Origin of the sequence: Saccharopolyspora erythraea (assembly GCF_018141105.1) — a bacterium.
GTDB lineage: Bacteria > Actinomycetota > Actinomycetes > Mycobacteriales > Pseudonocardiaceae > Saccharopolyspora_D > Saccharopolyspora_D erythraea_A.
The window spans coordinates 4962657-4988888 of sequence record NZ_CP054839.1 but is presented as its reverse complement, the minus strand read 5'-3'; the positions used below and the strand labels follow the sequence as shown (position 1 = coordinate 4988888).

Genomic DNA, 26232 nt, shown 5'->3' with positions numbered 1-26232 from the left:
TCCGGGGGACGTCACTGCACGTCGTCAGCCGATCGACCGGTTCTGCTGCGGAGGGGCAATGCTTTCCGGCACGCCGCTGGGGCGCAGCAAGGTGCGCAGCAGGTGCGGCAGGAGGTCGCGGCCGCGGCTCAGCAGCCACGGAATTCCCTTGAACACCAACCACCCCAGGTGGTCGAGCCGCCGGACGCGCACTCCGCCGGAGCACTGCAACGAGACCTCTCCGGAGACGGTCACGCCCGCTTCGGCGAACTGGCGCGCGAAGGCGTGCGCGAGCAGCCGGTGCCCGAGCTCGCAGGGGTGGAGTCGGTCGACGCTCCAGATCGAGGGGTGGTACGCGCCGGGCAACCGGTCGAGGTCGACGATTCCGGAGCCGTTGCGGTGCGCGGCCGCCTCCAGCGCGGAGTTGAGCTCGGCGATGCGCGCGGCGAGCAGCCGGCGCAACGGCCCCGGCAGCCGGAACACCCTGCCGTGGTCGTGGTAGCGGATGGTCACCACGGCCGCGCCCGCCGCGGTCAGCGACGACAGCACGCGGTCGAGGTCGGCGTGCATGCGCTCGGCGTCGAAGTCCGACCGCATCGTGTCGTTCATCCCCACGATCACCACGGCGAGGTCGGGCTCCTCCCGCAGCGCCAGCGGCAGCTGCTGGTCGCGGACGTCGGCCACGCGTGCCCCGCTGGTGGCGACGTTGGTCAGGCGCACGTCCATCGCCGCGGCCAGCAACGGCGCGAAGCCGCGCCATGCGCCACCCCGCACCGGGTCGCCGATGCCCACGGCGATGGAGTCGCCCAGGACGGTCAGCGTGGTCGGCTCACCTCGCGCCGACGGGACCGGAGTGATCGCCTCTGCGTGCACGCGCACATGATTCTGAGCGATGCTCCACATCCGGTGAGGTGTCGGTGGCGATCCGGCGACCGTCAGGCGAAGACTCGGCGAGGGCGGCGACGCGGACTCGCGGGTGCGGCGGTCCGCAAGCCCGGTGGCGTTGCGCGATGGTTCTCGGTGCCGAGCGGACCCACGACCACGGCAGGGTCGCCGGCACTTTCGAACCACGACGAAAGTAGCGTTGCGTGACCACGATCTGCTTGCCGTGTCGTTCTCCCTGGTGTTGTTCGCCTTGATCATCACTCTCGGACACCGAACTGCTCCGTTCGGTTCACTCGATGGAGATCGTTCTGTGGCACGCTCCCGGAAAGACAGCAGCCCGGGGGCACGCGGCGGCGCTGTCCGCGGCGCTCCCCGGCTCGCCGGGAGAGGACAACGCCTGTGCACAACGCCCGCTGGAAACCCTTACCCCTGCTGCTCGGCTTCGCGCTGGTGGCCGTCGCGCCCCAGGCATCGGCCGCCGAGCCCGTCGAACCGCACTCCGGTGCCCCCGCGGTCGCCGCCGACGACTACTACCAGGACGCGATCGGCAAGACCGGTGAGGAGCTCAAGACCGCCCTCCACCAGATCATCGGCAACGGCACCACGACGCTTTCCTACGACGGGGTCTGGGACGCGCTCAAGGTCACCGACGAGGACCCGCGGAACCCGGCCAACGTCGTCCTGCTCTACACGGGGCGTTCGCAGAGCAAGGACACCAACGGCGGCGGCCCCGAGGACTGGAACCGCGAGCACGTCTGGGCCAAGTCGCACGGCGACTTCGGCACCGCCCCCGGCCCCGGCACCGACGTCCACCACCTGCGCCCGACCGACGTCTCGGTCAACAGCACGCGCGGCAGCAAGGACTTCGACATGGGCGGCTCGGAGGTCGGGGAGGCGCCCGGCAACTTCACCGACGACGACTCCTACGAGCCGCGCGACGAGGTCAAGGGTGACGTCGCGCGGATGATCTTCTACATGGCGGTGCGCTGGCAGGGCCAGGAGGGCTTCGCCGACCTTGAGCTCAACGACAACGTCGACAACGGTTCGGCGCCGTTCATGGGCCGGTTGTCGGTGCTTCGCCAGTGGCACGCCCAGGACCCGCCGGACGAGTTCGAGAAGCGCCGCAACCAGGTGATCTTCGACCAGTTCCAGCACAACCGGAACCCGTTCATCGACCACCCGGAGTGGGTCGGCGAGATCTGGCGCTGACGTGTCCGGCGCCGGCGGCTCCCCGGCCGCCGGCGCCGCCCGCCGCGGCTTGTGCTTTCCTACAACGCCGGCGGCCGCTGTTGGAGGATCACCCGCTTCCCGGCCGCGACGGCGACGGCACATCCTGGCTGATCACAGCAGCGCGCGTGCGGGAGGGCAGAGCGATGTCGAACGAGGTGGCACCGCCACCGGTCACCGCGGTCGAGCAGAACGGCGTGGAGCGGATCCCGGACCACGAACGCACCGCGCGGCCCCTCGACCTGTTCCGGCTCAGCTTCGGCGGCGCCAACACCTTCTCGACCGCCGTGCTCGGCGCGTTCCCCATCCTGTTCGGCCTGTCCTTCTGGCAGGGGCTGGCCGCGACCGCGCTCGGCCTGACCGCGGGGGCGCTCGTGCTGTGCCCGATGGCGGTGTTCGGCCCGGCGAACGGGACCAACAACGCGGTCTCCTCGTCGGCGCACCTCGGAGTGCACGGCCGGATCGTCGGCTCGTTCCTGTCGCTGCTGACGGCGGTGACGTTCTTCGCCATCTCGGTGTGGAGCTCCGGTGACGCGCTGGTCGGCACCGCGAGCCGGGTGCTGCACGTGCCCGAGACGCCCGTCGCGTTCGCCGTCGCATACGCGGTGTTCGCCGGGCTGGTGCTGGTGGTGTGCGTCTACGGCTTCCGGTTCATGCTGCTGGTCAACAAGATCGCGGTGCTGGCGGCCACGACGTTGTTCGTGCTGGGCGCGTTCGCGTTCGGCGGGGCCTTCGACCCGTCCTACGCGGGAACGCTCGACACCTCCGGCCCGTCGGCGTTCTGGCCGTCGTTCATCGGTGCCGCGCTGATCGTGCTGGCCAACCCGGTCTCCTTCGGCGCCTTCCTCGGCGACTGGTCGCGCTACATCCCGGCTTCGACGCCCCGGCCGCGGGTGGTGGCGGCGGCGCTGTTCGCCCAGCTCGCCACGATCGTGCCGTTCGGGTTCGGGCTGGCGACCGCGACCGTGATCGCCACCGCGGCGCCGCAGTACCTGGCTGCCGAGGCGCCGAACTACGTCGGCGGGCTGCTCGCGGTCGCCCCCGGCTGGTACTTCGCGCCGCTGTGCCTGATCGCGCTCATCGGCGGCATGTCGACCGGCACCACCGCGCTCTACGGCACCGGCCTGGACTTCTCCAGTGTCTTCCCGCGGTTCTCCCGGGTGCAGGCCACCGCGCTGGTCGGCGCCGCGGCCATCGCGCTGATCTTCGCAGGCCGGTTCGGGCTGAACCTGGTGCAGAGCATCTCCACCTTCGCCACGCTGATCGTCACCTGCACCGCGCCGTGGATGGTGGTCATGACCCTCGGCTACCTCACCCGGCGCGGCTGGTACGACCCGGACGCGCTGCAGGTGTTCAACCGGCGCCAGCATGGTGGCCGGTACTGGTTCGACCACGGCTGGAACTGGCGCGGCATGTCGGCGTGGCTGCTGTCGGCGGCCACCGCGCTGATGTTCGTCAACAGCCCCGGCCAGTTCGTGGGTCCGTTCGGCCACCTGGCGGGCGGTGTCGACATCGGCCTGCCGCTGTCGCTGGTGCTGGCGGCCGTCGTCTACCTCGCGCTGCTGCGGATCTTCCCGGAACCGCGCGGCGTCTTCGGCCCGGACGGCCCGCGGTGGGTGCCCGCCGCCGACACGCCGGTGCCGCCGATCGTGGACCCCGCCGACGTCGTCGTGGGCAGCACGACGGTCTCCACATCGGACTGAGCCACCACCGGTCATCGCCGAGGCGGCGGCCGTCGATCCCGAGGTGCTGTCGGCGCTGTCGGACCCCGGCTCCGATGTGGGGGCTTTCGCCCGGCGGGCCCTCGGCGATCTCGTGGAGGCGCGCGGTTCTTGACCGATGCCGGGCGGCAGCGCGTGCGGCGAGTTGTCACCGCGGTCCGCTCGCGCGTGAGACGATCGTGGCCATGACTGCTTCGGCACGTGCCCTGCTGGAGTCTGTGCAGCAGGATCTGGCGCCCCAGGACGACGACAACCGGCTGGTCCCGCTGGTGCGGGACGGCAGGGCGCCGCGGGCGGTACTCGCCGCGCTCGCCGCCGAGGAGCACCGCATCGTGGCCAGCGACTGGCGCAGCTTCCTGACGCTGGCCGGGCGGGCCACCGACGAGCCGACCCGGGAGTTCTTCGCCGGGCTGGCCCAGGGCGAGGGCGTCGCCCTCAAGGCGCTGCCGGTGCTCGCCTCGGCACTGGGCATGGACCGGGATGCGGTTCGCGCCTACCGGCCGCAGGCAGGCTGCCAGGCGTACCCGGCGTACGTGGCGTGGCTGGCGCTCAACGCCGAGCCTGCCGACGCCGTGGTCGGCGTGGTGGCCAACTTCGCCGCATGGGGCCAGTACTGCGCGAGCATCGCCAAGGCGCTGCGCGGTCAGTACGGCCTCGACGACGACGCGTGCGCGTTCTTCGACATGTTCGCCTCACCGCCTCCGGAGGCGCAGGAGCAGGCCCTCGCCGCGGTCCAGGCAGGCATCGACGCCGACCGCGTCACCGACGCGGCCCGGGAGTACGGGCGGCTGTTCCAGAGCTACGAGCTGATGTTCTGGAACACCCTCGCCGACCAGGCAGGCTGACCGGCCCGCTGGGCTTGCGGCGAGTGGCCGCGTGGCCCGCGGCTTTCCGGATCCGGGACACGGCGGTGGACGGCGTCGACCGGGGGAGCGACGTGGTCGATCGCGTTGCGGCCGCCCGGCATCCCGCTACGCGCGCAGCGGACGGCCGCTCTCGGTGGTGAGCTCGTCGATCCGGCCCTGCTCGACCAGTTCGACGAACGCGTCGACGACCTGTGGGTCGAACTGGCCGCCGCTGCCGTCGCGAAGCTGGCGCAGCGCTTCCTCGGTGTTCAGAGGTGACTGGTACGGGCGGTCCGAGCGCATCGTCGCCCACGCGTCGCACACCGCGATGACCCGCGCCTCGAACCTGATCTCGGCGCCGGCCAGCCCCCTGGGGTAGCCGGTGCCGTCGAGCCGCTCGTGGTGCTCGCGCACGATCTCGGCGATCTCACCCATGCCCGCCACCGTGCGGATGAGCCGGTACCCGTGGTCGGGGTGCCTGCGCATCAGCGCCCACTCGGCTTCGCTGAGCGCGGCGGGTTTGGCCAGGATGTTCTCCGGGACGACGATCTTGCCGATGTCGTGCAGCCGACCGGCGAGTTCGGCGTTGGCGCAGGTCGCCTCGCCGGCGCCGAGCCGCTGGCACACCAGCCGCGCCCAATGGCCGACGGGACGGCTGTGCGGCTGGTTGGACAGCAGCCGGTCGACCCGGTCGGCCACGGCGTGCAGGTAGCGCAGTGCGGCGGCGCGGTCCACCGCGGGTGTGTGCTCGAGCTCGTCGCCGAGCGCGACGCGGTCGCGGCCCATCGCCTTGGCCGCGTACAGCGCGCGGTCGGCGTCGGCGATGAGCTGCTCGGGACTGCGTCCGACGCCGTCGCCGCCGGCCACACCGACCGACACCGTCACCCAGGTTCGGTCCGCCCCGGACAGCTCCACTGGCAGGCCGCCGACCGCGGCGCGCAGCCGTTCGGCCATGCCGGTGACCGCCGTCCGGTCCACGTCCAGCGCCAGTAGCGCGAACTCCTCGCCGCCGTAGCGGGCCAGCACGTCGCCTTCGCGCACCGCCCGCCGCAGCCGCGTGGCGGTCTCGACCAGCACCCGGTCGCCGACGGGGTGCCCGTAGCGGTCGTTGATGGACTTGAAGTGGTCGATGTCGATGATGAACACCGCCAGCGGCCGTCCTGCCCGCTCGCAGCGCGCCATCGCCTGCGGCAGGAGCGCCTCGAAGTAGCGCCTGGTGCACAGCCCGGTCAGCACGTCGGTCACGGCCAGCCGCCGCTGCTCGACGACCATCACCACCAGCCGCGCGATGGTGAGCAGGAACAGCACCGCGCACGCCGCGGCGATGACCGGGATGTCGTGGAACGCGCCGCGGCCGTGCTGCACCAGCAGCATCGTGGGAGCGACGAGCGCGGCGGCGGTCAGCGCCGCGACCCGCGACGGGCCGAGGCTCTGATCCTTGGCCGGGCCGGGCTCGCCGAGCACCGCCATCGACGGGTGCAGGCCCGCGGCGCCCAGCGCGATGTTGCCCGACAGCCAGATCGCGTCGAGGAAGTTGCCCGCGCCGTAGGTGCCGCCGAGCTGCTGCAGGACGTAGATCGAGTCGGCGGCCATGAACGCGAGCAGGTTGTAGGCCAGCAGGAAGAACGAGGTGGGACGCCGCCCGGAGCCCAGCACCAGCCGCAGCGCGACCGCGAACAGCGCGAGGTCGAGCACCGGGTAGGCCAGCGAGGCCGCGGTGACCAGCGGCGGTGACTCGGTGCGGACGCGCGGCTCGATCAGGAACAGCCAGGACAGCATCGCCGCGACCACGGCCAGCAGGGAGGCGTCGAGCAGGTTGGGCACGTCGCGGCGGGGCGACCGGCGCTCGATGAGCAGCAGGAGCCCGGCCACGATCGCCGGGTAGTGGGCGATGTAGAAGATGTCGGCGACGAACGGGAACGTCGTCACACCGAAGATGTAGTGCGCCGTGTAGAAGCTGGCGTCGGCTACGGCGTAGACGACCTGGCTGATGCCGATGATCAGCCAGGGCAGCCTGGGCACCGGCCGGTAGCGGGCCAGCCCGACCGCGATCGCCGCTACCGCCGAGGCGCTGATCAGGCAGTACAGCACGAGCCGGACCACGAGCCAGTCGCCTTCGGCGGGTACCGCGTAGTAGGCCAGTGCCGTCGCCGAGCCGCCCATGACGTAGTACAGCCACGCGCGGTCGCCGGGCCGCTGCCGGGGAGTTTTCGCCATCGCACCCTTTCGCCCCGAGAAGGCGCATGACCGCGTCCGGTCATGTCCCGACCCGGCGCCACGTGGGGGAGCGGGGCCGTGGCGTTCAGCCTAGCCGGACTGCGGGTCGGTGGCTGCGCTTTCTCCGGGCGGCACCCGGCGTGGCGTCCGCAGCACAGGGCGGCGCATGCGAACAGGCGCGGGACTCGGCCGAATCCTGACCCGGGGCACTTGCCCGGACGGCCCTCGGGGGAACCAGGACGACAGCCCGGCGCTCGGTGGCCGAGGTGGCCGCCGAGCGCCGGGAACGCGGTCGCGGGTCAGGAGACCTCCGAGTAGTGCGAGGCGTCTCCGGTGCGGATCGTGCTGCGCACGCCGTCGATGCTGACCGGCACGTCGCCGGCGAGCGTGACGCGGTGCAGCCGCCGGGGCAGGTCGTCGTAGTCGGCGATGGCGTAGTGCTGAGTCGCCCGGTTGTCCCAGATGGCCAGGTCGCCGTCGGACCAGTGCCACCGAACCGTGTTCTCCAGCTGCGTGACGCGGCTCTGCAGCAGCTGGAGCAGGGTGTGGGACTCCGAGCTGGTGAGGCCGACCAGCCGCTTGACGAAGTGGCCCAGCAGCAGGGCGCGCTCGCCGGTCTCGGGGTGCACGCGCACGACCGGATGCTCGGTCTCGTAGACGTCGGAGACGAACTCCTCGCGGTACTCCTGGAACTTGACGTCCACTCCGCCGACGCGGGTCTCGTCGATGTTGGCCGCGTAGTCGTAGGCGTTGGTGTGCACCGCCCACAGCGAGTCGACCAGCGCCTTGAGCGGCGCGGGCAGCTTCTCGTAGGCCGCCACCGTGCTCGCCCACGTGGTGGTGCCGCCGTAGTCGGGCAGCTGCACCGCCCGGAGCACGCTGATTGCGGGCACCCGGTCGACGAAGGTGACGTCGGTGTGCCAGCTGTTGGCCTTGGAGTAGTCGGAGTCGATCGGCAGGATGCTGGCGTTGTCCCGGCCTCGCACGGTCGGGTGGGCCAGGGTGAGGTCGCCGAGCAGGCGGGCGAACGCGAGCTGCGACTCGTCGTCGAGGTGGCCCTGGTCGCGGAAGAAGATCACCTTGTGGCTGAGCAGGGCCGAGCGGATCGCCTCGACCGTCCCGGCGTCGAGGTCGCCCCCGAGCCGGACGCCGTCGACACGGGCGCCGATGTGCGCGCCGAGCTTGACGACCCGGACACCGGACTCCGTGCGGGTGGTGTCGGATGCGTGTTCGAGCTGAGCGGTCATGTCGAGTTTCCTTTCGGCGCAAGGTGAAGCGCGCGCGGTGCGGGGGTGAACGGTGAAACGGTGGGGAAACGCGGGGGTGCGGAAACGGTGCTAGAAGCGCGCCGCGCACCCGTCGCGACAGCGGAGCGCTGTGCGGAGGTTTCCCTTCGATGCCACGATCGCACCGTAAGGACGCCGCGAACGGCGCGGCAACCGGTCGTGCGGGACTGAAAATAAGTCGGGCGTGCGATCCCGCATCGCGGGCGGCTTTGACACCGGCACCCCCCGCGGCGGAACCTCGCACCATGCAGAAGATCGATGCGTACGGGTCGCACGGTTGCGGCGCTGTGCAGCGCACATCCGTCGCGCCGTGCTGTCGGCACTGCTGATCCACCTCAGCGCCGCTCTTGCGACCGGAAGCGCGCTCGGCAGGCGGGTTTTCCCGCCCAGCCGCACTTTTCTCCCCGCCCAAGCGAAAGCAACCACCACCGCGGTGCATCCGCGGCGGTTCGACGTAGTCGAATCCGGCTGTCCCGAGGTAGGACGTGACGATCATCCTGAGCCCGGTCGGCCCGCCGCGGCCACGCCCCGGCGGTGTGCGCGAGGCCAACGCGGCCCTGGTGCTCGCGGCCATCCGCAGGGAGGGCCCGCTGTCCCGAGCCGCCATCGCGCGCCGGACCTCGCTGAGCATGGCGACGGTGAGCAGGCAGGTGTCCGCCCTCGCCGAGCTCGGCCTGGTGCGCGAGGTTCCGGAGCTGACCTGGCACGGTGCCATCGGGCGTCCGAGGGTGCCGGTGGACGTCGACGACAGCGCGATCGCCGCCTGCGGCGTCCACATCGGAGTGACCACGACGACCTTCGGGCTGGCAGACCTGCGGGGCAGACTCCTGTGCAGCGAAAGCGTTCCGACGCCTCGGAGCGGTCCGGAGGATGCGCTGGCCACGATCGCCGGGCGGGCGCGCGCATTGCTGCGGCGCCGGCCGGAGCGGACGGTGGTCGGACTCGGGCTCGCCACCGGCGGCCGGGTCGACATCGCCGAGGGCCTCGTCGACCACGACCGGCTCGGCTGGCGCGCGGTGCCCGCCCGGGCGCTGCTGGAGCGCGCCACCGGGCTGCCGGTGCACCTCGACGGCCACGTGCCCGCGATGGCCACCGCCGAGGTGTTGTTCGGCGGCGGCCGGGCTCCGCGCAGCCTGCTGTACTTCTACGCCCGCGAGGTGGTCGGTGTCGCGATCGCGTTCGACGGGCGGCCGCCCCGCGACCCCGGACGGTCCGGCGACGTCGCTCACCTGCCGGTCGGCGGGGACCAGCGCTGCCGTTGCGGCCGCACCGGCTGCCTGGAGGCCACGGTGTCGGAGGAGACCGTCACGCGCCGGGCGGTCGAGGCGGGCGTCATCGCCGAACCCGACATCGTCCTGCTTCGCGAAGCCGACGACGCCGGAGACCCCGTCGCCTCGCGGCTGCTGGCCGAGCGCGCCCAGGCCATCGGCCGCGCGGTGGCGATGCTGCGCGACGTCGTCGACCCCGACGCGGTCGTGCTGGGCGGGCAGGCGATCACCGACGCGCCGGACTACACCGACGAACTCCTGCACAGCTTCGCGGCCAACACGGCTCTGCCCGGCGGCGAGCTGCCTGCGATCACCCGGTTCGGACCGGACGTGCAGGCCGTCGCCGCCTGCACCGGAGTCCTCGGACGGCTTTACGACCGGCCCTACGCACTGCTCGGAGCCGGGAACCCGTGAGTGGGGTTGCCATACCGTCCCGAAGACTCCCGGCGGCGTCAGCGCCGTCGCAACAGCGCACGGCCGCCCAGCCCGACTGCGAAAACCGCCAGTCCGGACACGACGGACTGCCAGGGCAGCGTGACCGCGAGCAGCAGGCATCCCGCCAGCCCGAGCACGGGCACCCACCGGCGCATGTGCCGCTCCCCGGCGGGCAGCGTGTACGCGGCCGCGTTGGCGATCGCGTAGTAGACCAGGACCCCGAACGACGAGAACCCGATCGCCTCGCGCAGGTCGAGGGTGAGCACCAGCGCGCACACGACCAGCGCCAGCGCCAGCTCCGCGTGCCGGGGCACCTGGTAGCGGGGGTGCACCGTGGCCAGCCGGCGCGGCAGGTCGCCGTTGCGGGCCATCGCCAGCGCGGTCCGGCCGATCCCGGTGACCAGTGCGAGCAGCGCACCCAGCGCGGCCACCGCCGCGCCGACCGTGGCGGCGGGAGCGAGCGCGCCCAGGCCCCCGGCGCGGGCGGCATCGGCCAGCGGCGCCCGCGACCGGGCCAGCGCCTCCGGGCCGAGCGCCGCGAGGAGGCCGACCCCGACCACGGCGTAGACCACCAACGCGGCACCGAGCGCGATCGGGATCGCCCGCGGGATGGTCCGCTGCGGCTCGCGCACCTCCTCGCCCAGCGTCGCGATCCGGGCGTAGCCGGCGAAGGCGAAGAACAGCAGTCCGGCCGACTGGAGCACGCCCGCCGGGTGCGCGGTGAGCGGCATCGCGCCGACGTGGTCGGCGGCGAACACAGCCGTGAGCGCCACCGCGAGGGCCAGCAGAGTGGCGGCGAGCAGCACACGCGCCACACCCGCGGTCTTGGTGATGCCGAAGCAGTTGACGGCGGTGATCCCCAGCACGGCCAGGACCGCCGGCGGCCGGGAGAACTCCGGTGCCACGTAGGCGGCGAAGGTCAGCGCCATCGCCGCGCACGAGGCCGTCTTGCCCACCACGAAGCCCCAGCCCGCCGCGAAGCCCCACCACTCGCCGAGCCGCTGCCGTCCGTAGACGTAGGTGCCTCCGGAGCGCGGGTACCTGGCGGCCAGCGCAGCGGAGCTGGTCGCATTGCAGTACGCCACCACACCGGCGATCGCCAGGCCGGCCAGCAGACCGCTGCCCGCGGCGGCAGCGGCCGGGGCGAAGGCCGAGAAGACGCCGGCGCCGATCATCGAACCCAGGCCGATGACGACGGCGTCGCCGGTCCCGAGCCTGCGGGCCAGCCGCGGGCCGGGCTGCTGGTCGTCGCTCACCGCGTTGCCTCCAGCGCGTCGCTTGCGGGCGCGCACAGGCTAACCGGCCGCCGCCGCTTCGCCCGGTGACGCCGTCTCGCCCGGACGCCACCGGCGAGGTCACGCCGGGTCAGCAGTTCGGCACCGCGACATGCTCCGGTCACCTGCCAGGAGTAGAACGGAAGCGTCAACGGCACTGCGCAGAGCAGGAGGCGAGCATCCGCATCGACAGGCCCGCTACGCGGGCGGCCGTGGTGGTCAACGTCCACGCGCGCAACGGCGGCAAGGCCTACGCCTACGCCGTGGACCGCCTGCGCTCGCTCGGCCTCCCGGTGGGCAGCACCCTCCCGCTGCGCGACCCGTCGCGGCTGCCGGAGACGGTCGCGGCGGCCATCGACGCCGGCCACGACCTGGTGGTGCTCGGCGGAGGCGACGGCAGCGTCAGCTCGGTGGTCGACGTGCTCGCGCACCGCGACGTGCCGCTGGGGCTGCTGCCGCTGGGCACCGCCAACGACTTCGCGCGGACCATGCACATCCCGGGCGACCTCGAACAGGCGTGCCGCACCATCGCCGACGGCCACATCGTCGACGTCGACCTCGGGCTATGCGGCGACAACTACTACGTCAACCGGGCCTCGGTCGGGATCGGCGCGCTGGTGGTCGAGTCGATGTCGCCGTGGCTCAAGCGCCGCGTCGGCGCCCTCGCCTACCCGGTGGCCACGGTGAAGGCGTTCGTCCGGCACCGGCCGTTCCGGGCGCGTCTGCGCTTCCCCGACGACGACCACCCACCCGTGGAGTACGAGCGCCTGCTCCAGGTCTCGGTGGCCAACGGCCGCTACTTCGGCGGTGGCCAGATCGCCGCGCCGGACTCGGGCATCGACGACAGCACCCTGGACGTGTCGGTGATCAGGCAGGGCGGGGTGCTCGACCTGCTCGCCGTCGCGCGCAACCTGCGGACCGGCGGCGGGGGTTCGCACGTGGAGCACTTCCGCACCACGCGCGTCGAGCTGGAAACCGCTCCGGACCTGCCGGTCAACGTCGACGGCGAACTGGTCGCCCACACCCCGCAGCGGTTCCGCGTCGCGCGAAACGCGCTGCACGTCGTCGTACCCCGGACCTGGGCCGACGCGCAGGGGCCGGACTCGGCATGAGGGGCGCGAGCGCGGTCCGGCTGTCAGGTCAGCCGAAGCCGACCCGTTCCAGCCAGAAGTCGAGCAGGCCGGTGTCGCCGACGACCTCGACGCTTCCGGCGTACGGCGACCGCCGCCTGTAGACGACCAGCAGCAGGTCGGTCAGCGGCCCGCGCACGGCGACCGCGCACTTCTCGTGTGCCCGCCGCCACGTGATCGCGTCGCCGGTGAGGTCCACGACCCACTCGGCGCGGGCCTCCGGCGCGGTGTCGGTGGCGTGCAGGTGCAGCGTCCGGCCCGGCCCGAGCAGTTCGCGCTTCTCGGGGTGGAACTCGAACATCTGCGGCAGCGACCCGAGCTCCATCCACTCGTCGAGGCAGTCCAGCGCCACCTGCTCCCGGACCTCGAACGCCTTCCCGAGAGCGAGGGTCGCGTCGGCCCGGTGGACGACGGTCTCGTGGGCCATGCGGCGGGCGAAGAACGCGGTGCCGCCCGCGGGCACGGGGCTCCAGATCCGCGCATCCGGGCCCGCCGCGCGCAGCGCGCCGGCCAGCAGCGCCGCGCCTTCGGCGAGCCACCCGTCGAGCACCGTCGCGTCCTCGTCGGTGTACGGGGTGAGATCGCGGAAGTCGTCGTCGGGCAGGAACTCGGCCGAGCGCGTGCGCACGATCCGCTCCACCCAGCGGTGGCACCCGCCCAGGTGCCGCAGCAGCTGACCGACGTTCCACCCCGGGCAGGACGGCACCGGCGTGGTCATGTCCGCCTTCGCGGTGGTGGTCCGCAGCAGATCCGTCTGAACAACGATCTCGTCGCAGTACCGCACGTAGTCCAATACCGGCATGGTCGCCAAACTAGCCCGTACCCCCGACGGCGGCCCGCGACGATATTGGTGGGACCAAGCCGGTCCGCCGCGTGCATACTTGCGGATCATGAGCGCATTCGTTCTGGTGCACGGGGCGTGGCACGGCGCGTGGTGCTGGGAGCGGCTGACCCCGCTGCTGGCCGAGCACGGGCACACCGCCACGGCCGTCGAGCTTCCGGTCACCGATCCCGATGCGGGACTGACCGAGTACGCGGACGCGGTGTCGGAGGCGGTGGGCGACGGCGGTGACGTGGTGCTGGTCGGTCACTCGCTGGGCGGCCTGCCGCTTCCGCTGGTGGCATCCCGGATCCCGTTGCGGCACATGGTTTTCGTCTGCGGACTCATCACCCCCGCCGGGATGTCGATGCGCGAGCTGACCCGCGGTGAGGACGTCTTCGCCGCGGGCTGGCCCGAGTTGGCCCGCCGCCAGCTCAGGCCAGGTGACGGTTCCAGCGAGTGGCCCCCGGATGCGGCGATCGAGGCCTTTTACCACGACTGCGCCGACGAAGTGGCGCGCGCGGCCGCCGCCAGGCTCAGCCGCCAGTTCTGGCGTTTCCAGACCGAGCCGAACCCGGTGGCCGCCTATCCGGACACACCGGCGACCTACGTGCTGTGCCGCCAGGACCGGGTCATCAACCCCGACTGGTCGCGGCGCGCCGCCCCGGCGTTGCTCGGCACACCCGCCGTGGAGATGGCGGGAGGCCATTCGCCGCAGCTCTCCAGGCCCGCGGAGCTGGCCGGCCTGCTGCATTCGCTGGTGAGCTGACGGCGCCACCTCCTGAACGCGTTTCGGAGGTGGCCTGCGTGGGTGGGCGCTTGGCGGAACCTCAGCCGCCTTCTCGCTCCGGGATCTCCGGCTGGCGTATGTCCGGTTCAGCGCGGTGCCGGGCTGGGTACGCCAGTGGCGAGGAGGTCGACGTGGGAAGATCCGGCAGCCAAGACCGTCGTGACGTCACGGTCGTCGATGAGCGCAAGGCACGCCGTGCGGTGGCCGCAGCCTCCATCGGCAACACCATGGAGTGGTTCGACTTCGGCGTCTACAGCTACATCGCGGTCGTCATCGGGCAGGTGTTCTTCCCGGCGGGCAACCAGGTCGCCCAGCTGCTCGCCACCTTCGCCACCTTCGCGGTGGCCTTCGTCGTGCGACCGCTCGGCGGGTTCGTGTTCGGGCCGCTGGGGGACAGGTTCGGCAGGCAGCGCATCCTCGCGATCACCATGCTCATGATGGCGCTGGGCACCTTCGCCATCGGGGTGATCCCCAGCTACCAGACGATCGGGGTGTGGGCGCCGGTCCTGCTGCTGCTCGCCAGGCTGGTGCAGGGCTTCTCGACCGGCGGGGAGTACGGCGGTGCGACCACGTTCGTCGCGGAGTTCTCCCCGGACCGCCGGCGCGGGTTCATGTCGAGCTGGCTGGAGTTCGGCACGCTGCTCGGCTACTCGCTGGGCGCCGCGGTGGTGACGGTGCTGACCGCGCTGCTGCCGGCGCAGGACCTGCTCTCGTGGGGCTGGCGGATCCCGTTCCTGGCAGCCGCGCCGCTCGGCTTGATCGGGCTGTACCTGCGGTTCCGGCTGGAGGACACGCCCGCCTACAGCAAGCACTCCGAGGGGGAGGAGGCCGAGCAGGCCGCCACCTTCGCCACGGTGCCCAAGGTGTTCCGCGAGCACCGGAGGGCCATGCTGATCTGCATCGGGTTGGTGATGGCCTTCAACGTCACCAACTACACGCTCACGGCCTTCATGCCCACCTACCTGTCGTCCGTGCTGGGCTTCGCGCACACGCAGTCCCTGGTGCTGGTGCTGGTCGCCATGGTGGTGGTGATGGGCGCGATCGTGGTCCTCGGCAGGTTCTCCGACCGGGTGGGCAGGTTGCCCATCGCGGGGACGGGTGCCGCCGGTCTGGTCCTGCTCTCGGTACCGGCGTTCCTGGTGATCTCGATGGGCAGCGTCCCGGCGGTGATCGGCGGGTTGCTGGTGATCGGGCTGATGCTGGTCTGCTTCAGCAGCACCATGCCGTCCACGCTCCCCGCGCTGTTCCCCACCGGGGTCCGCTACGCCGGAGTCTCCATCGGCTACAACATCTCGGTCGCGGTTTTCGGCGGCACCACACCGCTGCTCGCCGAAGCGCTCATCGCCTGGACCGGCGTGAAGTCGATCCCGTCGGCGCTGCTGATCGCGGCCGGGATCGTCGGTGCGATCGCCCTTTACGCCATGCGGGAGCCCGCGGGCAAGCGGCTGCCGGGTTCGCCGCCGACCGCTGGCGGCCAGCAGGAGGCCGAGGAGCGGGCCCAGGAGAACGACTGAGCCCCGCGCCTCTTCTGGTTGCCATAGCGGGCAAAGGACGCACGGCTGATCCTCAGTGCGTGAAGCGCAGCACGGACAGCATCCCGTTGTCGATCAGGCCGTCGTCGCCGCCGGGCTGGTCCACCGCGCAGGATTGCAGGCGCTCGCGCAGGGAACCCGGGTCGATGCCAGTGCCGATCGCGACCAGCTGCGTGCGCCGGGATTCGCCGCTCTCCCACCGCGTCCGGTGGAACCGCAGGTAGTTGCCGACGGTGTGCAACGCGAACTTCTGCCGGTGACCGGGGAGTCCGAAGTAGACGAACCCCTTCATGCGGTAGACGCCCGCCGGGCGGTCGTCGAGGAACCCCATGAGCGCGCGGGGATCCAGCGGCCGGTCCGACTCGAACTCCACGCTCTGGTACTGGGTGTGCATGTGTTCGTCACAACCGTGCGCGTGTTCGTCTTCCCGCAGCAGCTCGTCGAAGGAGAGCTGTCGCGGCACGTCGTCCCGCTCGGTTCGCGGCTGCGCTTCGAAGAGCAGCGACGGATCGACGCGGCCGTGCGAGGTGGGCAGCACCGGTGTGCCGTCGGCCAGTTCGCCGACGGTCGCGTGCAGCCGGTCCAGCTCGGCCTGCTCGACGCGGTCGGTCTTGTTCAGAACCACCAGGTCGGCGAAGCGCAGGTGCTGTTCCAGCTCGGGGTGGCGCGCCCGGCTCGTCTCGAACTCCGCGGCGTCGACGACCTCGACCAGGCCGCCGTAGGCAACGCGCGGGTCCGAGCACGCCAGCACGAGCCGGATCATGCCGCGGGGGTCGGCCAGCCCGCTGGACTCCACCACGATGACGTCGAGGTCGGAGCCGGGCCTGGCCAGCCGCGACAGCATGCTCTCCATGCCGCTGGCGTCGACCGCGCAGCACAGGCAGCCGTTGCCCAGCTCGACCATGGAGTCCACCTGGCCGGCCACCGACATCGCGTCGATGCCGATGCTGCCGAAGTCGTTGACCACCACGCCGACGCGGGCGCCCGCACCGTTGCCGAGCAGGTGGTTGAGCAGAGTCGTCTTCCCCGAGCCGAGGAAGCCGGCCACGATGACGACCGGGATCGGCTGTTGCACTCGGACCTCGTCTTCGACTGCTCGGGCTGCGGCCAACGACCGCCGCCGAGGATAGCCGAGCCCCGGCTGCGCCTCCGGGCCCGGATGAGAGGTCCGATTACCGCCAGCCGGTCACCGGTTCGCCGGACCAGACTCGGACCCGTGGAAGCGATTCGATCGACGCATACCAGGCTCGAACCGGGAATTCTGTACTTCGGCACCCCGGTGGTGCTCATCTCCAGCCGCAACGAGGACGCCTCGGCGAACCTGGCGCCGATGTCGTCGGCGTTCTGGCTGGGCTGGCGGGCGATGCTCGGACTCGGCGTCCGCTCCAAGACCGCGCAGAACCTCCTGCGTACCGGTGAGTGCGTGCTGAACCTGCCGTCGGACTCGATGGCCCCGGCCGTCGACAGCCTCGCCCTGACCACCGGAACCGACCCCGTGCCCGCGAGCAAGCAGCGGCGGGGCTACCGCTACGAGCCCGACAAGTTCGGCCGCAGCGGCCTCACCCCGGTGGAGTCGGAGACCGTCGAGCCGCCGCGGGTGGCCGAGTGCCCGGTCAACATGGAGTGCGTCGTGCAGGCCGTGCACCCGATCGCCGACCAGGACGACGCACTGCGCGGCGCCACCGCGGCGTTCGAGGTGCGCGTGCAGCGCGTGCACGTGCACGAGTCGATCCGGATGGCCGGGACCGGCGACCGCATCGACCCGGACGCCTGGCGGCCGCTGATCATGAGCTTCCAGAAGTTCTACGGCCTGGGCTCGCAGCTGCATCCGTCCACGCTGGCGAGCATCCCCGAACGCCTTTACCGGACCCCGGACGTCGATCGGTCCCGCGAGGCGCCGCTGGTCGGCTGACCGGCGCGTCGGGAGCAGCAGTGATCCGCCCGAATCCCGCTCGGGCGGATCACTCGGGCAGCGGGCCGCTGTCGAGGTCCTGGCGGTGGGTCGCGGCGATGACGCGGTTCAGCGCGGCGTTGAGGCGTTCGAGCTCGGAAACCTCGATGCCCAGCCGCTCGACGATCCGGTGCGGGATCTTCTCGGCTTCGGACCGCAGCTCGCGGCCCTGCGCGGTGAGGTCGACGGTGAGCAGCCGCTCGTCGCTGGTGCTGCGCCGGCGGGTCAGGTAGCCGATCGCCTCCAGCCGCTTGAGCAGCGGTGACAGCGTGGCCGGCTCGGCCCGCAGGGTGAGCGCGATGTCCTTGACCGAGCGCGGGCTGTGTTCCCACAGCGCCAGCATCACCAGGTACTGCGGGTGCGTGAGCCGCATCGGCTCCAGCAGCGGCCGGTACAGCGCGATGACGTTGCGCGAGGCGACCGACAGCGCGAAGCAGACCTGGCGTTCCAGGGCGAGCGGGTCCTCTCCCAGGTCGATCGAGCTCATGCGCGCCCCTCCGGTTCCGGCGCGGTCCCGGAACCGCACCCGTGCTGTACTAATGATTAGCGTACTAAATGTTAGCGTGGACAGGTACGCGGTCGTCTGGCGGAAGGAGCCGGCCTTGGACGGCGCCGGGAGGGTTCGTCCGAACCCGCTGCGATGGGTCTGGTACGCCTTCGGCGGGCGGCTGCCGCAGCGCCACCGGGAGTGGGTGCTGCACGACGTCACCTGCCGCACGTGGGTGCTGCGCCACCTGGCCAGGGCGCTGGTGCAGGTGAGCCCTGGAGCGCTGTTCCTGCTGGCTCCCGGCCCGCTGTGGGTGCGGGCGATGTCGGTGCTGGGCGGCGTGCTCATCGCGCTGTGGTACTCGCTGGCCTACATGGAGCACACCTGCGAGCACCGGCTGTTCAAGCACGGCTACCCCTTGGGCACCGGGCGCGAGACCCGCGAGGAGGCCAAGGCGGAGGAGCGGGCCCGCAGCGCCGCCCGCTACGCGGCGCTGTACCGCAACACCGGTACCGAGTGAGTCCGCGGCACCGGCGCCGGGTCATCGCCTGGCCCGCGTCCGGATCGCGGTGCGCGGGGCGGGCCCGCGGACGATGATGGAGCCGCGCCGGTAGCGGTGCGGCGCGCTGCCCGGCGTCGGGGGGTGAACGGCATGGGCCAGGTCACCCTCTTCCTGTGCGGCGACGTGATGCCGGGCCGGGGCGTCGACCAGATCCTGCCGCATCCCGGCGATCCGCGGCTGCGCGAGCGGGGCGTGCACGACGCGCGCCGCTACGTCGCCGAGGCCGAGTCGGTCAACGGCCCGATCGACCGCCCGGTCGGCTACTCCTGGCCGTGGGGCAGCGCGCTGCGCGAGATCGCCGCCGTCTTGCCGGACGTGCGGTTGATCAACCTGGAGTGCGCCGTGACCCGTTGCGGGGAGTTCGCCGCGGGCAAGGGCGTGCACTACCGCATGAATCCGGACAACATCGGCGTCCTGTCGGCATGTGGCCCGGACGTCTGCGCGCTGGCCAACAACCACCTGCTCGACTTCGGCCGCCGTGGCCTGACCGACACGCTCGACGAGCTCACCGCCGCCGGGCTGGGCTGGGCCGGCGCCGGTCGCGACGCCGCCGAGGCCAGGCGGCCCGCGATCGTGCCGATCTCCGGCGGCGGGCGGGTGGTCGTCGTGGCAGCCGGGGCCGAGACCAGTGGAATTCCGGCATCCTGGGCCGCCACCCCCGAGCGGCCCGGCGTCAACCTCCTGCCCGACCTCACCGAGGCGACCGCGGACGTGCTCGCCGACCGCGTGCGGGCGGTGACCCTGCCCGGCGACGTCGTGGTGGTGTCGATCCACTGGGGACCGAACTGGGGTTACCGCGTCAGCGGGGAGGAGACCGCGTTCGCCCACCGGCTGGTCGACGGCGGGATCGACGTCGTCCACGGGCACTCCTCGCACCACCCGCGACCGATCGAGGTGTACCGCAACCGCCTGGTCCTCTACGGCTGCGGCGACTTCATCGACGACTACGAGGGGATCGGCGGCTACGAGAGCTACCGGGACGACCTGCGGCTGCTGTACTTCGCGACGATCGACGCGGCGACGGGCGAGCTCGCCGAGCTGCGGATGGCGCCGATGCGCGTGCAACGCATGCGGCTGCGTCCGGCGGGCCGCGAGGACGCGCGCTGGTTGCGCTCGACGCTCTCGCGCGTCAGCCGCCCGTTCGGCACCCGCGTCGAGCTGCGCCCGGACGGCGTGCTGGTCGCGGGGTGGTGAGTCGGCCAGTACCGCGGCCTGGCTTCTGCGGGCTCGAACGTCCGAGCGGGACGGGCGCGGTGGTGCTGTGAGCGGCGGCCCACCGCCGGCTCAGGTGTGCGTCCGGGCCGCCAGTCCGCACAGCAGCAGCGACCAGACGGCCTCGAACTCCTCCGCGAGCGCGGGGTCGTCCCACTCCGAGGCGTGGACCGGGTTGTGGAACCGGGCGGTCGCGGTCAGCACCGCCCGGGCCGCCGACTTCGGGTCCTCGGTCGCGAACTCCCCACGAGCCACGCCGTCGCCGATGATCGCCGCGAGCTGTTCGGTCAGGACGCCGAGGTGCGCGCCGATCACGTCGCGCGACTCCACCACGATGGCGTGGTAGGTGGCGAACAGCTCCGGATCCTCCCGCGCCATGCGCTGCTTGGTCCCGCTGAGCGCCAGGAGCCATTCGCGCAGGCGCCGGGCGGCGGTGTCACCGCCGTCGCGGAACTCCTCCAACGGGGCGGAGACGCGGTGCAGCCAGCGCTCGGCCACCGCGTCGCGCAGCGCCGCCTTGCTCGGGAAGTGCCGGTAGACGCTGCCGTGGCTGACCCCCAGGGCGCGGGCGACGTCGACGACGGTGGTCTTCGCCGGACCGAACCGGCGCAAGGTGTCCTCGGCGGCGTCGAGGATCCGCTCCGGGGTCAGAGGTGGTTCGTTCATCGGCGACAGCCTAAGGGCGCTCGCTGTCCAGCATCGCCATCTGGTCGCGGTCGTAGCGCTCGCCCGCCGCCGCGCCCGCGGGCACGGCCTGCTCGATGGCGGCGAGGTCGGCATCGGACAGGTGCAGGTCCAGCGACCCCAGCGCCTCGGCGAGCCGGTCGCGGCGGCGCGCTCCGACGAGCGGGACGATGTCCGTGCCGCGCGAGAGCACCCAGCCGATGGCGACCTGCGCGACCGCGACGCCCCTGGCGGCGGCGACCTCCCGGAGCGCTTCCACCAAGGCGAGGTTGTGGTCGATGTTCTCCTCGGCGAAACGCGGGCTGTGGGCGCGGAAGTCCCGCGCAGCGGCGGTGCGCTCCCGGGACCAGTTGCCCGAGAGCAGTCCCCGGGACAGCACGCCGTAGGCGGTGACCGCGGTTCCCAGTTCGCGGGCCGCGGGCAGGATCTCGCTCTCGATGCCCCTGGACAGCAACGAGTACTCGATCTGCAGGTCGGCGATCGGATGCACCGCCGCGGCGCGGCGGAGCGTCTCGGCGCCGACCTCGGAGAGGCCGATGTGGCGCACGTACCCGGCGTCGACCATCTCGGCGATCGCCCCGACGGTGTCCTCGATCGGCACCGCCGGATCGAGCCGTGCGGGCCGGTAGACGTCGACGTGGTCGGTGCCGAGACGCCGCAGCGTCTGGGCGAGCGAGTTCTTCACGGCCGCCGGACGTCCGTCGAAGCCGAGGAAGCCGCCGTCGGGGTCGCGCAGGGCGCCGAACTTGACGCTGATCCGCACCTGGTCGCGGTCGCGTCCCTCCAGCGCCCGGCGGAGCAGCAGCTCGTTGTGGCCGCTGCCGTAGAAGTCGCCGGTGTCGAGCAGCGTCACGCCCGCGTCGAGCGCGGCGTGGACGGTGGCGATGCTCTCGGCCTCGTCGGCCGGGCCGTAGAAGTCCGACATCCCCATCAGCCCGAGGCCGAGGGCCGATACCTGAGGTCCTGTGGTTCCAAGCGTGCGGGTGAACATGCCGTCGAGCGTAGGAGTTGGAATGACAGATGTCAAAACTTGTCAGCTCATTGAATCCATCCGATCGTCGTCAACTCGATGTTGACGACTTCTGGTCGTCAACTTATGGTTGACGCATGACGGATCCAGTGCAGATGACGAACCACGTCCGCCTCGACGACCTGATCGAGGCCATCAAGAAGGTGCACCCCGACGTCCTGGAGCAGCTCTCCGGTGCGGTCGTCGCGGGCGAGCACCTCGGCGAGGTCGCCGACCACCTGATCGGCCACTTCGTCGACCAGGCGCGCCGCTCGGGCGCCTCCTGGACCGAGATCGGCAGGAGCATGGGGGTCAGCAAGCAGGCGGCGCAGAAGCGCTTCGTGGCCAAGGGCGAGGCGCTGGACCTCGACCCGAGCCAGGGTTTCAGCCGCTTCACCGACCGCGCGAGGAGCGTCGTGGTGGCGGCGCAGAGCGCGGCGCGCGCCGCGTCGAACGACGAGATCCAGCCCGCGCACCTGGTGCTGGCCCTGCTGGGGGAGTCCGAGGCGCTGGCGGCCAAGGCGGTCGTCGCGCAGGGCGTCGAGCTGGAGGCGGCCAAGCGGGATGTGAGCGCGGCGTTGCCGCCGGCCGTCGAGCGGGTTCCCGACCTGATCCCTTTCGACCCGCAGGCGCGCAAGGCGCTGGAGCTGACGTTCCGGGAGGCCCTGCGGCTCGGGCACAACTACATCGGTACCGAGCACATCCTGCTGGCGCTGCTGGAGCTGGAGGACGGCGCGGGTGTGCTGTCCCAGCTCGGCGTGGACAAGGCCGCCGCCGAGGCCAACATCGTCGCCGCTCTCGACGAGTTGCGGAAACGCGGCTGAGGTACTGGTGGTCCGCGGGCAGATGGCCGCGGCCTGCCCGCGGACCAGCAGGGAGTCGACGCTGGTCGTCCTATTTGGTCACATCGCCGCGCCAGCGGCCGATTTCGGCCAGCCAGGCCGGAAAACGCCGCTCCTCGGCTTGGCCCTCCGCCTCCGGGGGCTGTGGTTCCTGTTCGGGCGGGGCTTCTGCTGTGGTGGTCATCGGTCCTCCGTCGGGATTTCTTCCACGGCAAGTCTGCGTCGGCCCAATGGTGAGGACAAGTGAACGTATCTAACGCATCGGTTAGCTGAGCTGTACGATCGCCGTGTGCTGGACACAAGGCGAATGGAACTGCTGCGCACCGTCGTGAGCAGCGGGTCGGTGAGGGCGGCGGCTACCAACCTCGGCTACACGCCGTCGGCGATCAGCCAGCAGCTCGCGGTGCTGGAACGGGAAGCGGGGATCGCGCTGCTGGAGAAGTCCGGGCGCGGGGTCGTGCCGACCCCGGCCGGGCGGATGGTGGCCGAGCGCTCCGCGTCCGTCTCGGCGATCCTCGCCCGGACCGAGAGCGACCTGGCGGCGCTGCGGGCAGGCCGGGCGGGACGCTTGCGCATCCGGTTCTTCGCCACCGCGGGCGCGGCCATCGTGCCGCCCGCCGTGGCCGCGTTCCGCCGCGACCACCCGGAGGTCCGCCTCGAGCCGTGCGTCAGCGACGACCCGCTGCGCGAGGTCGTCGACCGCGACGCCGACATGGCGATCGTGGCCGACTACGGCGCCCGGCTCGAAGCCCCGCCCGGTGTCCGGTTGACGCATCTGGCCGACGACCCGCTGCGCGTGGTGCTGCCCGAGGGGCACCGGCTGGCGGGCGAACCGGTCGTCGACCTGGCCAAGCTGGCCGACGACGAGTGGATCGAGCTGCAGGGCTGCGGCGGAGTGCTGGAGCGCATCTGCGCGCCCGCCGGGTTCACCCCGCGGGTCGCGGTGAAGGCCGACGACTTCATGACCGCGCAGGGCTTCGTGGCGGCCGGCCTCGGCGTGCGCCTGGCGCCCGCGCTGGGGCTGACGGCCGCGACCGCCGCGGGCGTGGTGGCGCGCAGGCTGCGCAGGCCGGAGCCGCTGCGCCGGCTGTACGTGGCGGTGCACGAGTCGGTCGCCGGGCACGCGATCACGGGCGAGATGCTGGCACTGCTCCGCAGATCCGTCGCGGGCCCCGGCGCTTTCTGAGCGGCAGCGGCGTTCCCGGCGCGGTACCGGCGGCCGCCGGGGCGGATCAGCTCGGGTGCTCGTCCCGTCCGTGCACCTGGGCAGGCGGGTGGGTGGCCTCCACGGCGGTGAAGGGTTCCAGGATCTGGTAGCGGTGCCGCGCCCCCTTGGGTATGACCCAGGAGTCGCCGGCCTCCAGCAGCACCGTCTGCCCCTCGCAGTGCAGCTCGGCACGGCCGCTGATGACGTAGCCGACCGTCTCGTAGTCGCGCGCCGCCTCGGGCTTGCCGGTCTCGGGCGGCTCCTCGCGCCACAGCCGCATGCTCAGCCCGACGCCTTCGGCGAGGTAGTACTGCCCCAGGGCGCCTTTCGGCGAGTGCGCGCCGTCCACCTTGATGATCGTGGTGTCGCTCATCGTGCACCTCCAGCCACCGGCGTGCGGTGGCGCGGGTTGCGCTTCGGCGGGACGGGCCCATCGTCCCGCAACGGCGCGAAGCTCGCCGGTCCGGCCGCCGCATCATCCCTTGTGGACTGGAGGGAGTGCTCAGGGCGTGAGTGCGATCCATACCTGCCCGGGGGCGAACACCAGCGGCTCCCCGGACCGCGAGGTGTAGGTGGTGCCCGCGTCGGCCGACAGCCGCGACCACGTCCCCTCGAACACCTGTCCGTCGCGCAGCACCTGGACCTCCCCGGCGCCGATCGACTCGGCGAACGGCGAGGGGTTGCCCGCGGCGTCGCTGATCGCGGACTGGCGGACGTGCACCTTCTGGATCACCACGGTCGCGGGCCCGAGCCTGCCGGTGTCCACGGCGGAGTAGGGCTCGCCGTCCATCGACACCAGCCAGCGGCGCTCCTGCGGCGACCAGTCGAAGCCGACCGTGGCCTCGGGGTAGCGGACCTCGTGGTGCTCCGCGGGTTTCCCGCCGGACGGCGTGGGGCCGGACTTCGGAAGTGAGCCCGGCGACCAGTCGGCACCCGGTGGGAGCCGGTCCGGTCGCAGGAAGAGGTTGTGCGGCACGGGGCGGGAGTTGTCCCGGAAGTAGGCGGCGGGGTCGTGCTTGTCGGAGGCGTCGTTGACGGGCGCCTTGGCGATCAGCGGCAGCAGTTCCGGCGCCGCGCCGGAGTAGGCCAGGGTCGGCCTGCCGAACTGCGGCAGCATTTCCAGGTCGGTCTCCCGCGCGCTGCGCACCGGTCCCACGGTGGGCGGCTTCCTCGATCCGAAGATCGCCAGCAGCCTGCTGTAGCCGCCTTCCACGGGCTCGACGTAGATCAGGTCGGCGGCGGCCAGCCCGATCGGGGGCCGGGCGTCGGCGACGTTGTCGATCTTGACGGCCAGCACCGGGGGCCCCGGCGCCGGGGGTTCGGACGTGGGGGACGGCGGCGCTGGTGCCGGACCCGCAAGCTGCGGCGACGGAGGAGTCCGCGACGCCGGGAGGACGGCCAGTGCGATCGCCGCTCCCAGCGCCGCGAGCACGATGACCGCGGTGAGCACCGCGGTGCGGGTTCGTCCGAGCGGCATCGGGACTCCTGGTCACGAATGACACAACCAGGCTACGCCGCTCTGCTTCGGACGGCTGACGCAAATCCGCATGCGTCGTAGCGTCGGTACGGAGAGTGTTCTCGATCGTCCCGAGTGCGTGAACCCTCAGTTGAACCGCAAGGGCAGCGACTCCGGACCGTGGATGCCGATCGGAGGGCGCCACGTGACCGGTCCGGCCGGCGTGGGCGCACCGAGCCGCCGCGCGAGCACGGGCAGCGCCTCGGCGAGCTCGGCACGAGCGGTGGCGGCGCCCAGGCAGAAGTGCGGACCGCCGCCGAACACCATTTGTGCCGCCCCGCGTTCGGTGGCCGGGTCGAAGGACTCCGCTTCCGGCCCGAAGGCCCGGACGTCGCGGTGCGCGGACTGCACGCACAGCATGACGAACGTGCCGGCCGGTATCGCAATGTCCCGGTACTCGAGGTCTTCCGTGGCGAAGCGGAAGATGGCCGGCACAGTCGGGAACAGGCGAAGCAGTTCCTCGACGATCGCGTCCGCCCGCCGCGGTTCGTCGCGCAGTGCGGTCCACTGCTCGGAGTGCGCGCAGAGGGCCACCATCGCGCGCCCGAGCTGGTGCCTGGTCGTGTCGTGACCGGCGAACACCAGGGCGACGACCAGGTTGCGCAGCTCCTCGGAGCTGAGCCGCGCGTCGTCCTCGTGGGCCGAGATCATCCGCGAGACGAGGTCGCCGGTGGGGGCGGCCCTGCGTCGCGCGATCAGCGAGTCGACGTAGGCGTACAGCTCCACCACGCCGCGTTCGACGCGCTCGCGCACCCCGTCTCCCTGCGAGAGGGAGAACACCAGTCCGATGTCGGTGCTGCAGCGGTGGAACAGCTCGTAGTCCTGCGGCGGCACACCCAGCAGCTCGCACATCACCGCGACCGGGTACGGATCGGCGAACGCCTCCACGAACTCGCACGCGCCCTCGGCGGCGATCCGGTCGGCCAGCCGCTCGGCGGTCGCGCGCATGAACGGGCGCAGGTTGTTGACCACGCGCGGTGTGAACGACTTCTGCACCACCCGGCGCAGCCGGAGGTGGTCGTCGCCGCTGCGGTGCAGGATCAGCGGCACGAACCAGTCGTGGACCGGGCCCGAGGTGATGCCGTGCATCGCCAGGTAGCGCGCGCCGTCCTGCACCAGCCGGGGATCGCGGATCAGCTCCTGCACCTCGGCGTGGCGCAGCACGATGGGGCCGACCGGTGTCCGCGCGTACCAGTGCCGTTCGCGGGCTCGCGCCACCTCGGGTGCCTCGAACGTGAAGCCGGGGTCGGTCACGTCGAGGAAGGGGGCCTGGGAGGCGGACTCGGTGGAGGTCGGCATGTCGGTCAGCTCCATGTCGGTGCGGCCGTCTGCGGGCGGCACCCATCGTTCACC

The 26232-nt window shown here is 72.1% G+C and carries 25 protein-coding genes; 12 read left to right on the top strand and 13 right to left on the bottom strand.

Translation table 11 applies throughout. The annotated features are described in order from the left end of the window. Nucleotides 1-24: 24 nt before the first annotated feature. A complete protein-coding gene (locus HUO13_RS22500; RefSeq protein ID WP_211897085.1) occupies nt 25-858 on the bottom strand; it encodes an SGNH/GDSL hydrolase family protein in 834 nt (277 codons plus the stop codon). Nucleotides 859-1263: 405 nt separating this feature from the next. Between HUO13_RS22500 and HUO13_RS22495 the strand changes: the two genes are divergently transcribed. The 3 genes from HUO13_RS22495 (at nt 1264) to HUO13_RS22485 (ending at nt 4657) form a co-directional block, all read left to right on the top strand. After that, a complete protein-coding gene (locus tag HUO13_RS22495) occupies nt 1264-2073 on the top strand; it encodes an endonuclease I family protein (protein WP_211897084.1) in 810 nt (269 codons plus the stop codon). Nucleotides 2074-2237: 164 nt separating this feature from the next. Continuing rightward, nucleotides 2238-3794 carry a purine-cytosine permease family protein gene (locus HUO13_RS22490; protein ID WP_211897083.1) on the top strand — a complete coding sequence of 519 codons (1557 nt, stop codon included), beginning with the start codon at nt 2238-2240 and terminating at the stop codon, nt 3792-3794. 203 nt (nt 3795-3997) lie between these two features. Further along, nucleotides 3998-4657 carry a transcriptional regulator gene (locus HUO13_RS22485; RefSeq protein ID WP_211897082.1) on the top strand — a complete coding sequence of 220 codons (660 nt, stop codon included), beginning with the start codon at nt 3998-4000 and terminating at the stop codon, nt 4655-4657. Nucleotides 4658-4783: 126 nt separating this feature from the next. Here the strand turns inward: HUO13_RS22485 and HUO13_RS22480 are convergent, their stop codons facing one another. Together HUO13_RS22480 and HUO13_RS22475 are read right to left on the bottom strand one after the other, a co-directional pair. Beyond that, nucleotides 4784-6874, bottom strand: a complete 2091-nt coding sequence (locus tag HUO13_RS22480) for a diguanylate cyclase (protein ID WP_211897081.1) — start codon at nt 6872-6874, stop codon at nt 4784-4786. A gap of 299 nt (nt 6875-7173) precedes the next feature. Continuing rightward, the gene (locus HUO13_RS22475) at nt 7174-8121 is read right to left on the bottom strand and encodes a TauD/TfdA dioxygenase family protein (RefSeq protein ID WP_211897080.1); all 948 of its coding nucleotides are present in this window, start codon (nt 8119-8121) and stop codon (nt 7174-7176) included. Nucleotides 8122-8645: 524 nt separating this feature from the next. Between HUO13_RS22475 and HUO13_RS22470 the strand changes: the two genes are divergently transcribed. Further along, entirely contained in the window at nt 8646-9842 is a 1197-nt protein-coding gene (locus HUO13_RS22470; RefSeq protein WP_211897079.1) for an ROK family transcriptional regulator, read from the top strand. Nucleotides 9843-9880: 38 nt separating this feature from the next. On the opposite strand, the gene HUO13_RS22465 is transcribed toward HUO13_RS22470, so the two are convergent. Further along, nucleotides 9881-11119, bottom strand: coding sequence for an APC family permease (locus HUO13_RS22465; RefSeq protein ID WP_211897078.1), 1239 nt, complete (start codon nt 11117-11119; stop codon nt 9881-9883). 65 nt (nt 11120-11184) lie between these two features. Here HUO13_RS22465 and HUO13_RS22460 point away from each other — a divergent pair, with 65 nt between their 5' ends. Continuing rightward, on the top strand, nt 11185-12249 hold the full coding sequence (locus HUO13_RS22460; RefSeq protein WP_249123948.1) for a lipid kinase: 1065 nt from the start codon (nt 11185-11187) through the stop codon (nt 12247-12249). A gap of 28 nt (nt 12250-12277) precedes the next feature. On the opposite strand, the gene HUO13_RS22455 is transcribed toward HUO13_RS22460, so the two are convergent. Then, a complete protein-coding gene (locus HUO13_RS22455) occupies nt 12278-13069 on the bottom strand; it encodes a maleylpyruvate isomerase family mycothiol-dependent enzyme (RefSeq protein ID WP_211897077.1) in 792 nt (263 codons plus the stop codon). A gap of 88 nt (nt 13070-13157) precedes the next feature. Between HUO13_RS22455 and HUO13_RS22450 the strand changes: the two genes are divergently transcribed. Both HUO13_RS22450 and HUO13_RS22445 read left to right on the top strand, forming a co-directional pair. Beyond that, nucleotides 13158-13856, top strand: a complete 699-nt coding sequence (locus HUO13_RS22450; RefSeq protein ID WP_211897076.1) for an alpha/beta fold hydrolase — start codon at nt 13158-13160, stop codon at nt 13854-13856. 152 nt (nt 13857-14008) lie between these two features. Then, nucleotides 14009-15391 carry an MFS transporter gene (locus HUO13_RS22445; protein WP_211897075.1) on the top strand — a complete coding sequence of 461 codons (1383 nt, stop codon included), beginning with the start codon at nt 14009-14011 and terminating at the stop codon, nt 15389-15391. Nucleotides 15392-15443: 52 nt separating this feature from the next. Here HUO13_RS22445 and HUO13_RS22440 read toward each other — a convergent pair whose 3' ends face one another. Beyond that, nucleotides 15444-16484: a CobW family GTP-binding protein gene (locus tag HUO13_RS22440; protein ID WP_211897074.1), complete on the bottom strand. Its 1041-nt coding sequence runs from the start codon at nt 16482-16484 to the stop codon at nt 15444-15446. 141 nt (nt 16485-16625) lie between these two features. Here HUO13_RS22440 and HUO13_RS22435 point away from each other — a divergent pair, with 141 nt between their 5' ends. Beyond that, a complete protein-coding gene (locus HUO13_RS22435) occupies nt 16626-17321 on the top strand; it encodes a flavin reductase family protein (protein WP_249123947.1) in 696 nt (231 codons plus the stop codon). A 49-nt stretch (nt 17322-17370) separates the two neighbouring features. Here HUO13_RS22435 and HUO13_RS22430 read toward each other — a convergent pair whose 3' ends face one another. Further along, complete coding sequence (locus HUO13_RS22430) at nt 17371-17847, bottom strand: MarR family winged helix-turn-helix transcriptional regulator (RefSeq protein ID WP_211897072.1); 477 nt, start codon at nt 17845-17847, stop codon at nt 17371-17373. Nucleotides 17848-17923: 76 nt separating this feature from the next. On the opposite strand from HUO13_RS22430, the gene HUO13_RS22425 reads away from it, so the two are divergent. Both HUO13_RS22425 and HUO13_RS22420 read left to right on the top strand, forming a co-directional pair. After that, nucleotides 17924-18367, top strand: a complete 444-nt coding sequence (locus tag HUO13_RS22425; protein WP_211897071.1) for a DUF5313 family protein — start codon at nt 17924-17926, stop codon at nt 18365-18367. Nucleotides 18368-18499: 132 nt separating this feature from the next. Beyond that, a complete protein-coding gene (locus tag HUO13_RS22420; protein WP_211897070.1) occupies nt 18500-19603 on the top strand; it encodes a CapA family protein in 1104 nt (367 codons plus the stop codon). 90 nt (nt 19604-19693) lie between these two features. Here HUO13_RS22420 and HUO13_RS22415 read toward each other — a convergent pair whose 3' ends face one another. Beyond that, complete coding sequence (locus tag HUO13_RS22415; protein ID WP_211897069.1) at nt 19694-20287, bottom strand: TetR family transcriptional regulator; 594 nt, start codon at nt 20285-20287, stop codon at nt 19694-19696. Between the two features lie 10 nt (nt 20288-20297). Beyond that, nucleotides 20298-21296 (bottom strand): aldo/keto reductase, encoded by a 999-nt coding sequence (locus tag HUO13_RS22410; RefSeq protein ID WP_211897068.1) that lies wholly within the window; start codon nt 21294-21296, stop codon nt 20298-20300. Nucleotides 21297-21412: 116 nt separating this feature from the next. Between HUO13_RS22410 and HUO13_RS22405 the strand changes: the two genes are divergently transcribed. Continuing rightward, on the top strand, nt 21413-22138 hold the full coding sequence (locus HUO13_RS22405; RefSeq protein ID WP_249123946.1) for a Clp protease N-terminal domain-containing protein: 726 nt from the start codon (nt 21413-21415) through the stop codon (nt 22136-22138). A 70-nt stretch (nt 22139-22208) separates the two neighbouring features. On the opposite strand, the gene HUO13_RS38135 is transcribed toward HUO13_RS22405, so the two are convergent. Further along, a complete protein-coding gene (locus tag HUO13_RS38135) occupies nt 22209-22340 on the bottom strand; it encodes a hypothetical protein (RefSeq protein WP_282974168.1) in 132 nt (43 codons plus the stop codon). A gap of 123 nt (nt 22341-22463) precedes the next feature. On the opposite strand from HUO13_RS38135, the gene HUO13_RS22400 reads away from it, so the two are divergent. Then, complete coding sequence (locus tag HUO13_RS22400) at nt 22464-23342, top strand: LysR family transcriptional regulator (protein ID WP_211897067.1); 879 nt, start codon at nt 22464-22466, stop codon at nt 23340-23342. 46 nt (nt 23343-23388) lie between these two features. Here the strand turns inward: HUO13_RS22400 and HUO13_RS22395 are convergent, their stop codons facing one another. The 3 genes from HUO13_RS22395 to HUO13_RS22385 form a co-directional block, all read right to left on the bottom strand. Further along, nucleotides 23389-23736, bottom strand: coding sequence for a cupin domain-containing protein (locus HUO13_RS22395; RefSeq protein ID WP_211897066.1), 348 nt, complete (start codon nt 23734-23736; stop codon nt 23389-23391). Nucleotides 23737-23865: 129 nt separating this feature from the next. Next, a complete protein-coding gene (locus tag HUO13_RS22390; RefSeq protein ID WP_211897065.1) occupies nt 23866-24840 on the bottom strand; it encodes a DUF3048 domain-containing protein in 975 nt (324 codons plus the stop codon). A gap of 126 nt (nt 24841-24966) precedes the next feature. Next, nucleotides 24967-26220 (bottom strand): cytochrome P450, encoded by a 1254-nt coding sequence (locus HUO13_RS22385; RefSeq protein ID WP_249123945.1) that lies wholly within the window; start codon nt 26218-26220, stop codon nt 24967-24969. Between the last annotated feature and the right edge of the window lie 12 nt (nt 26221-26232).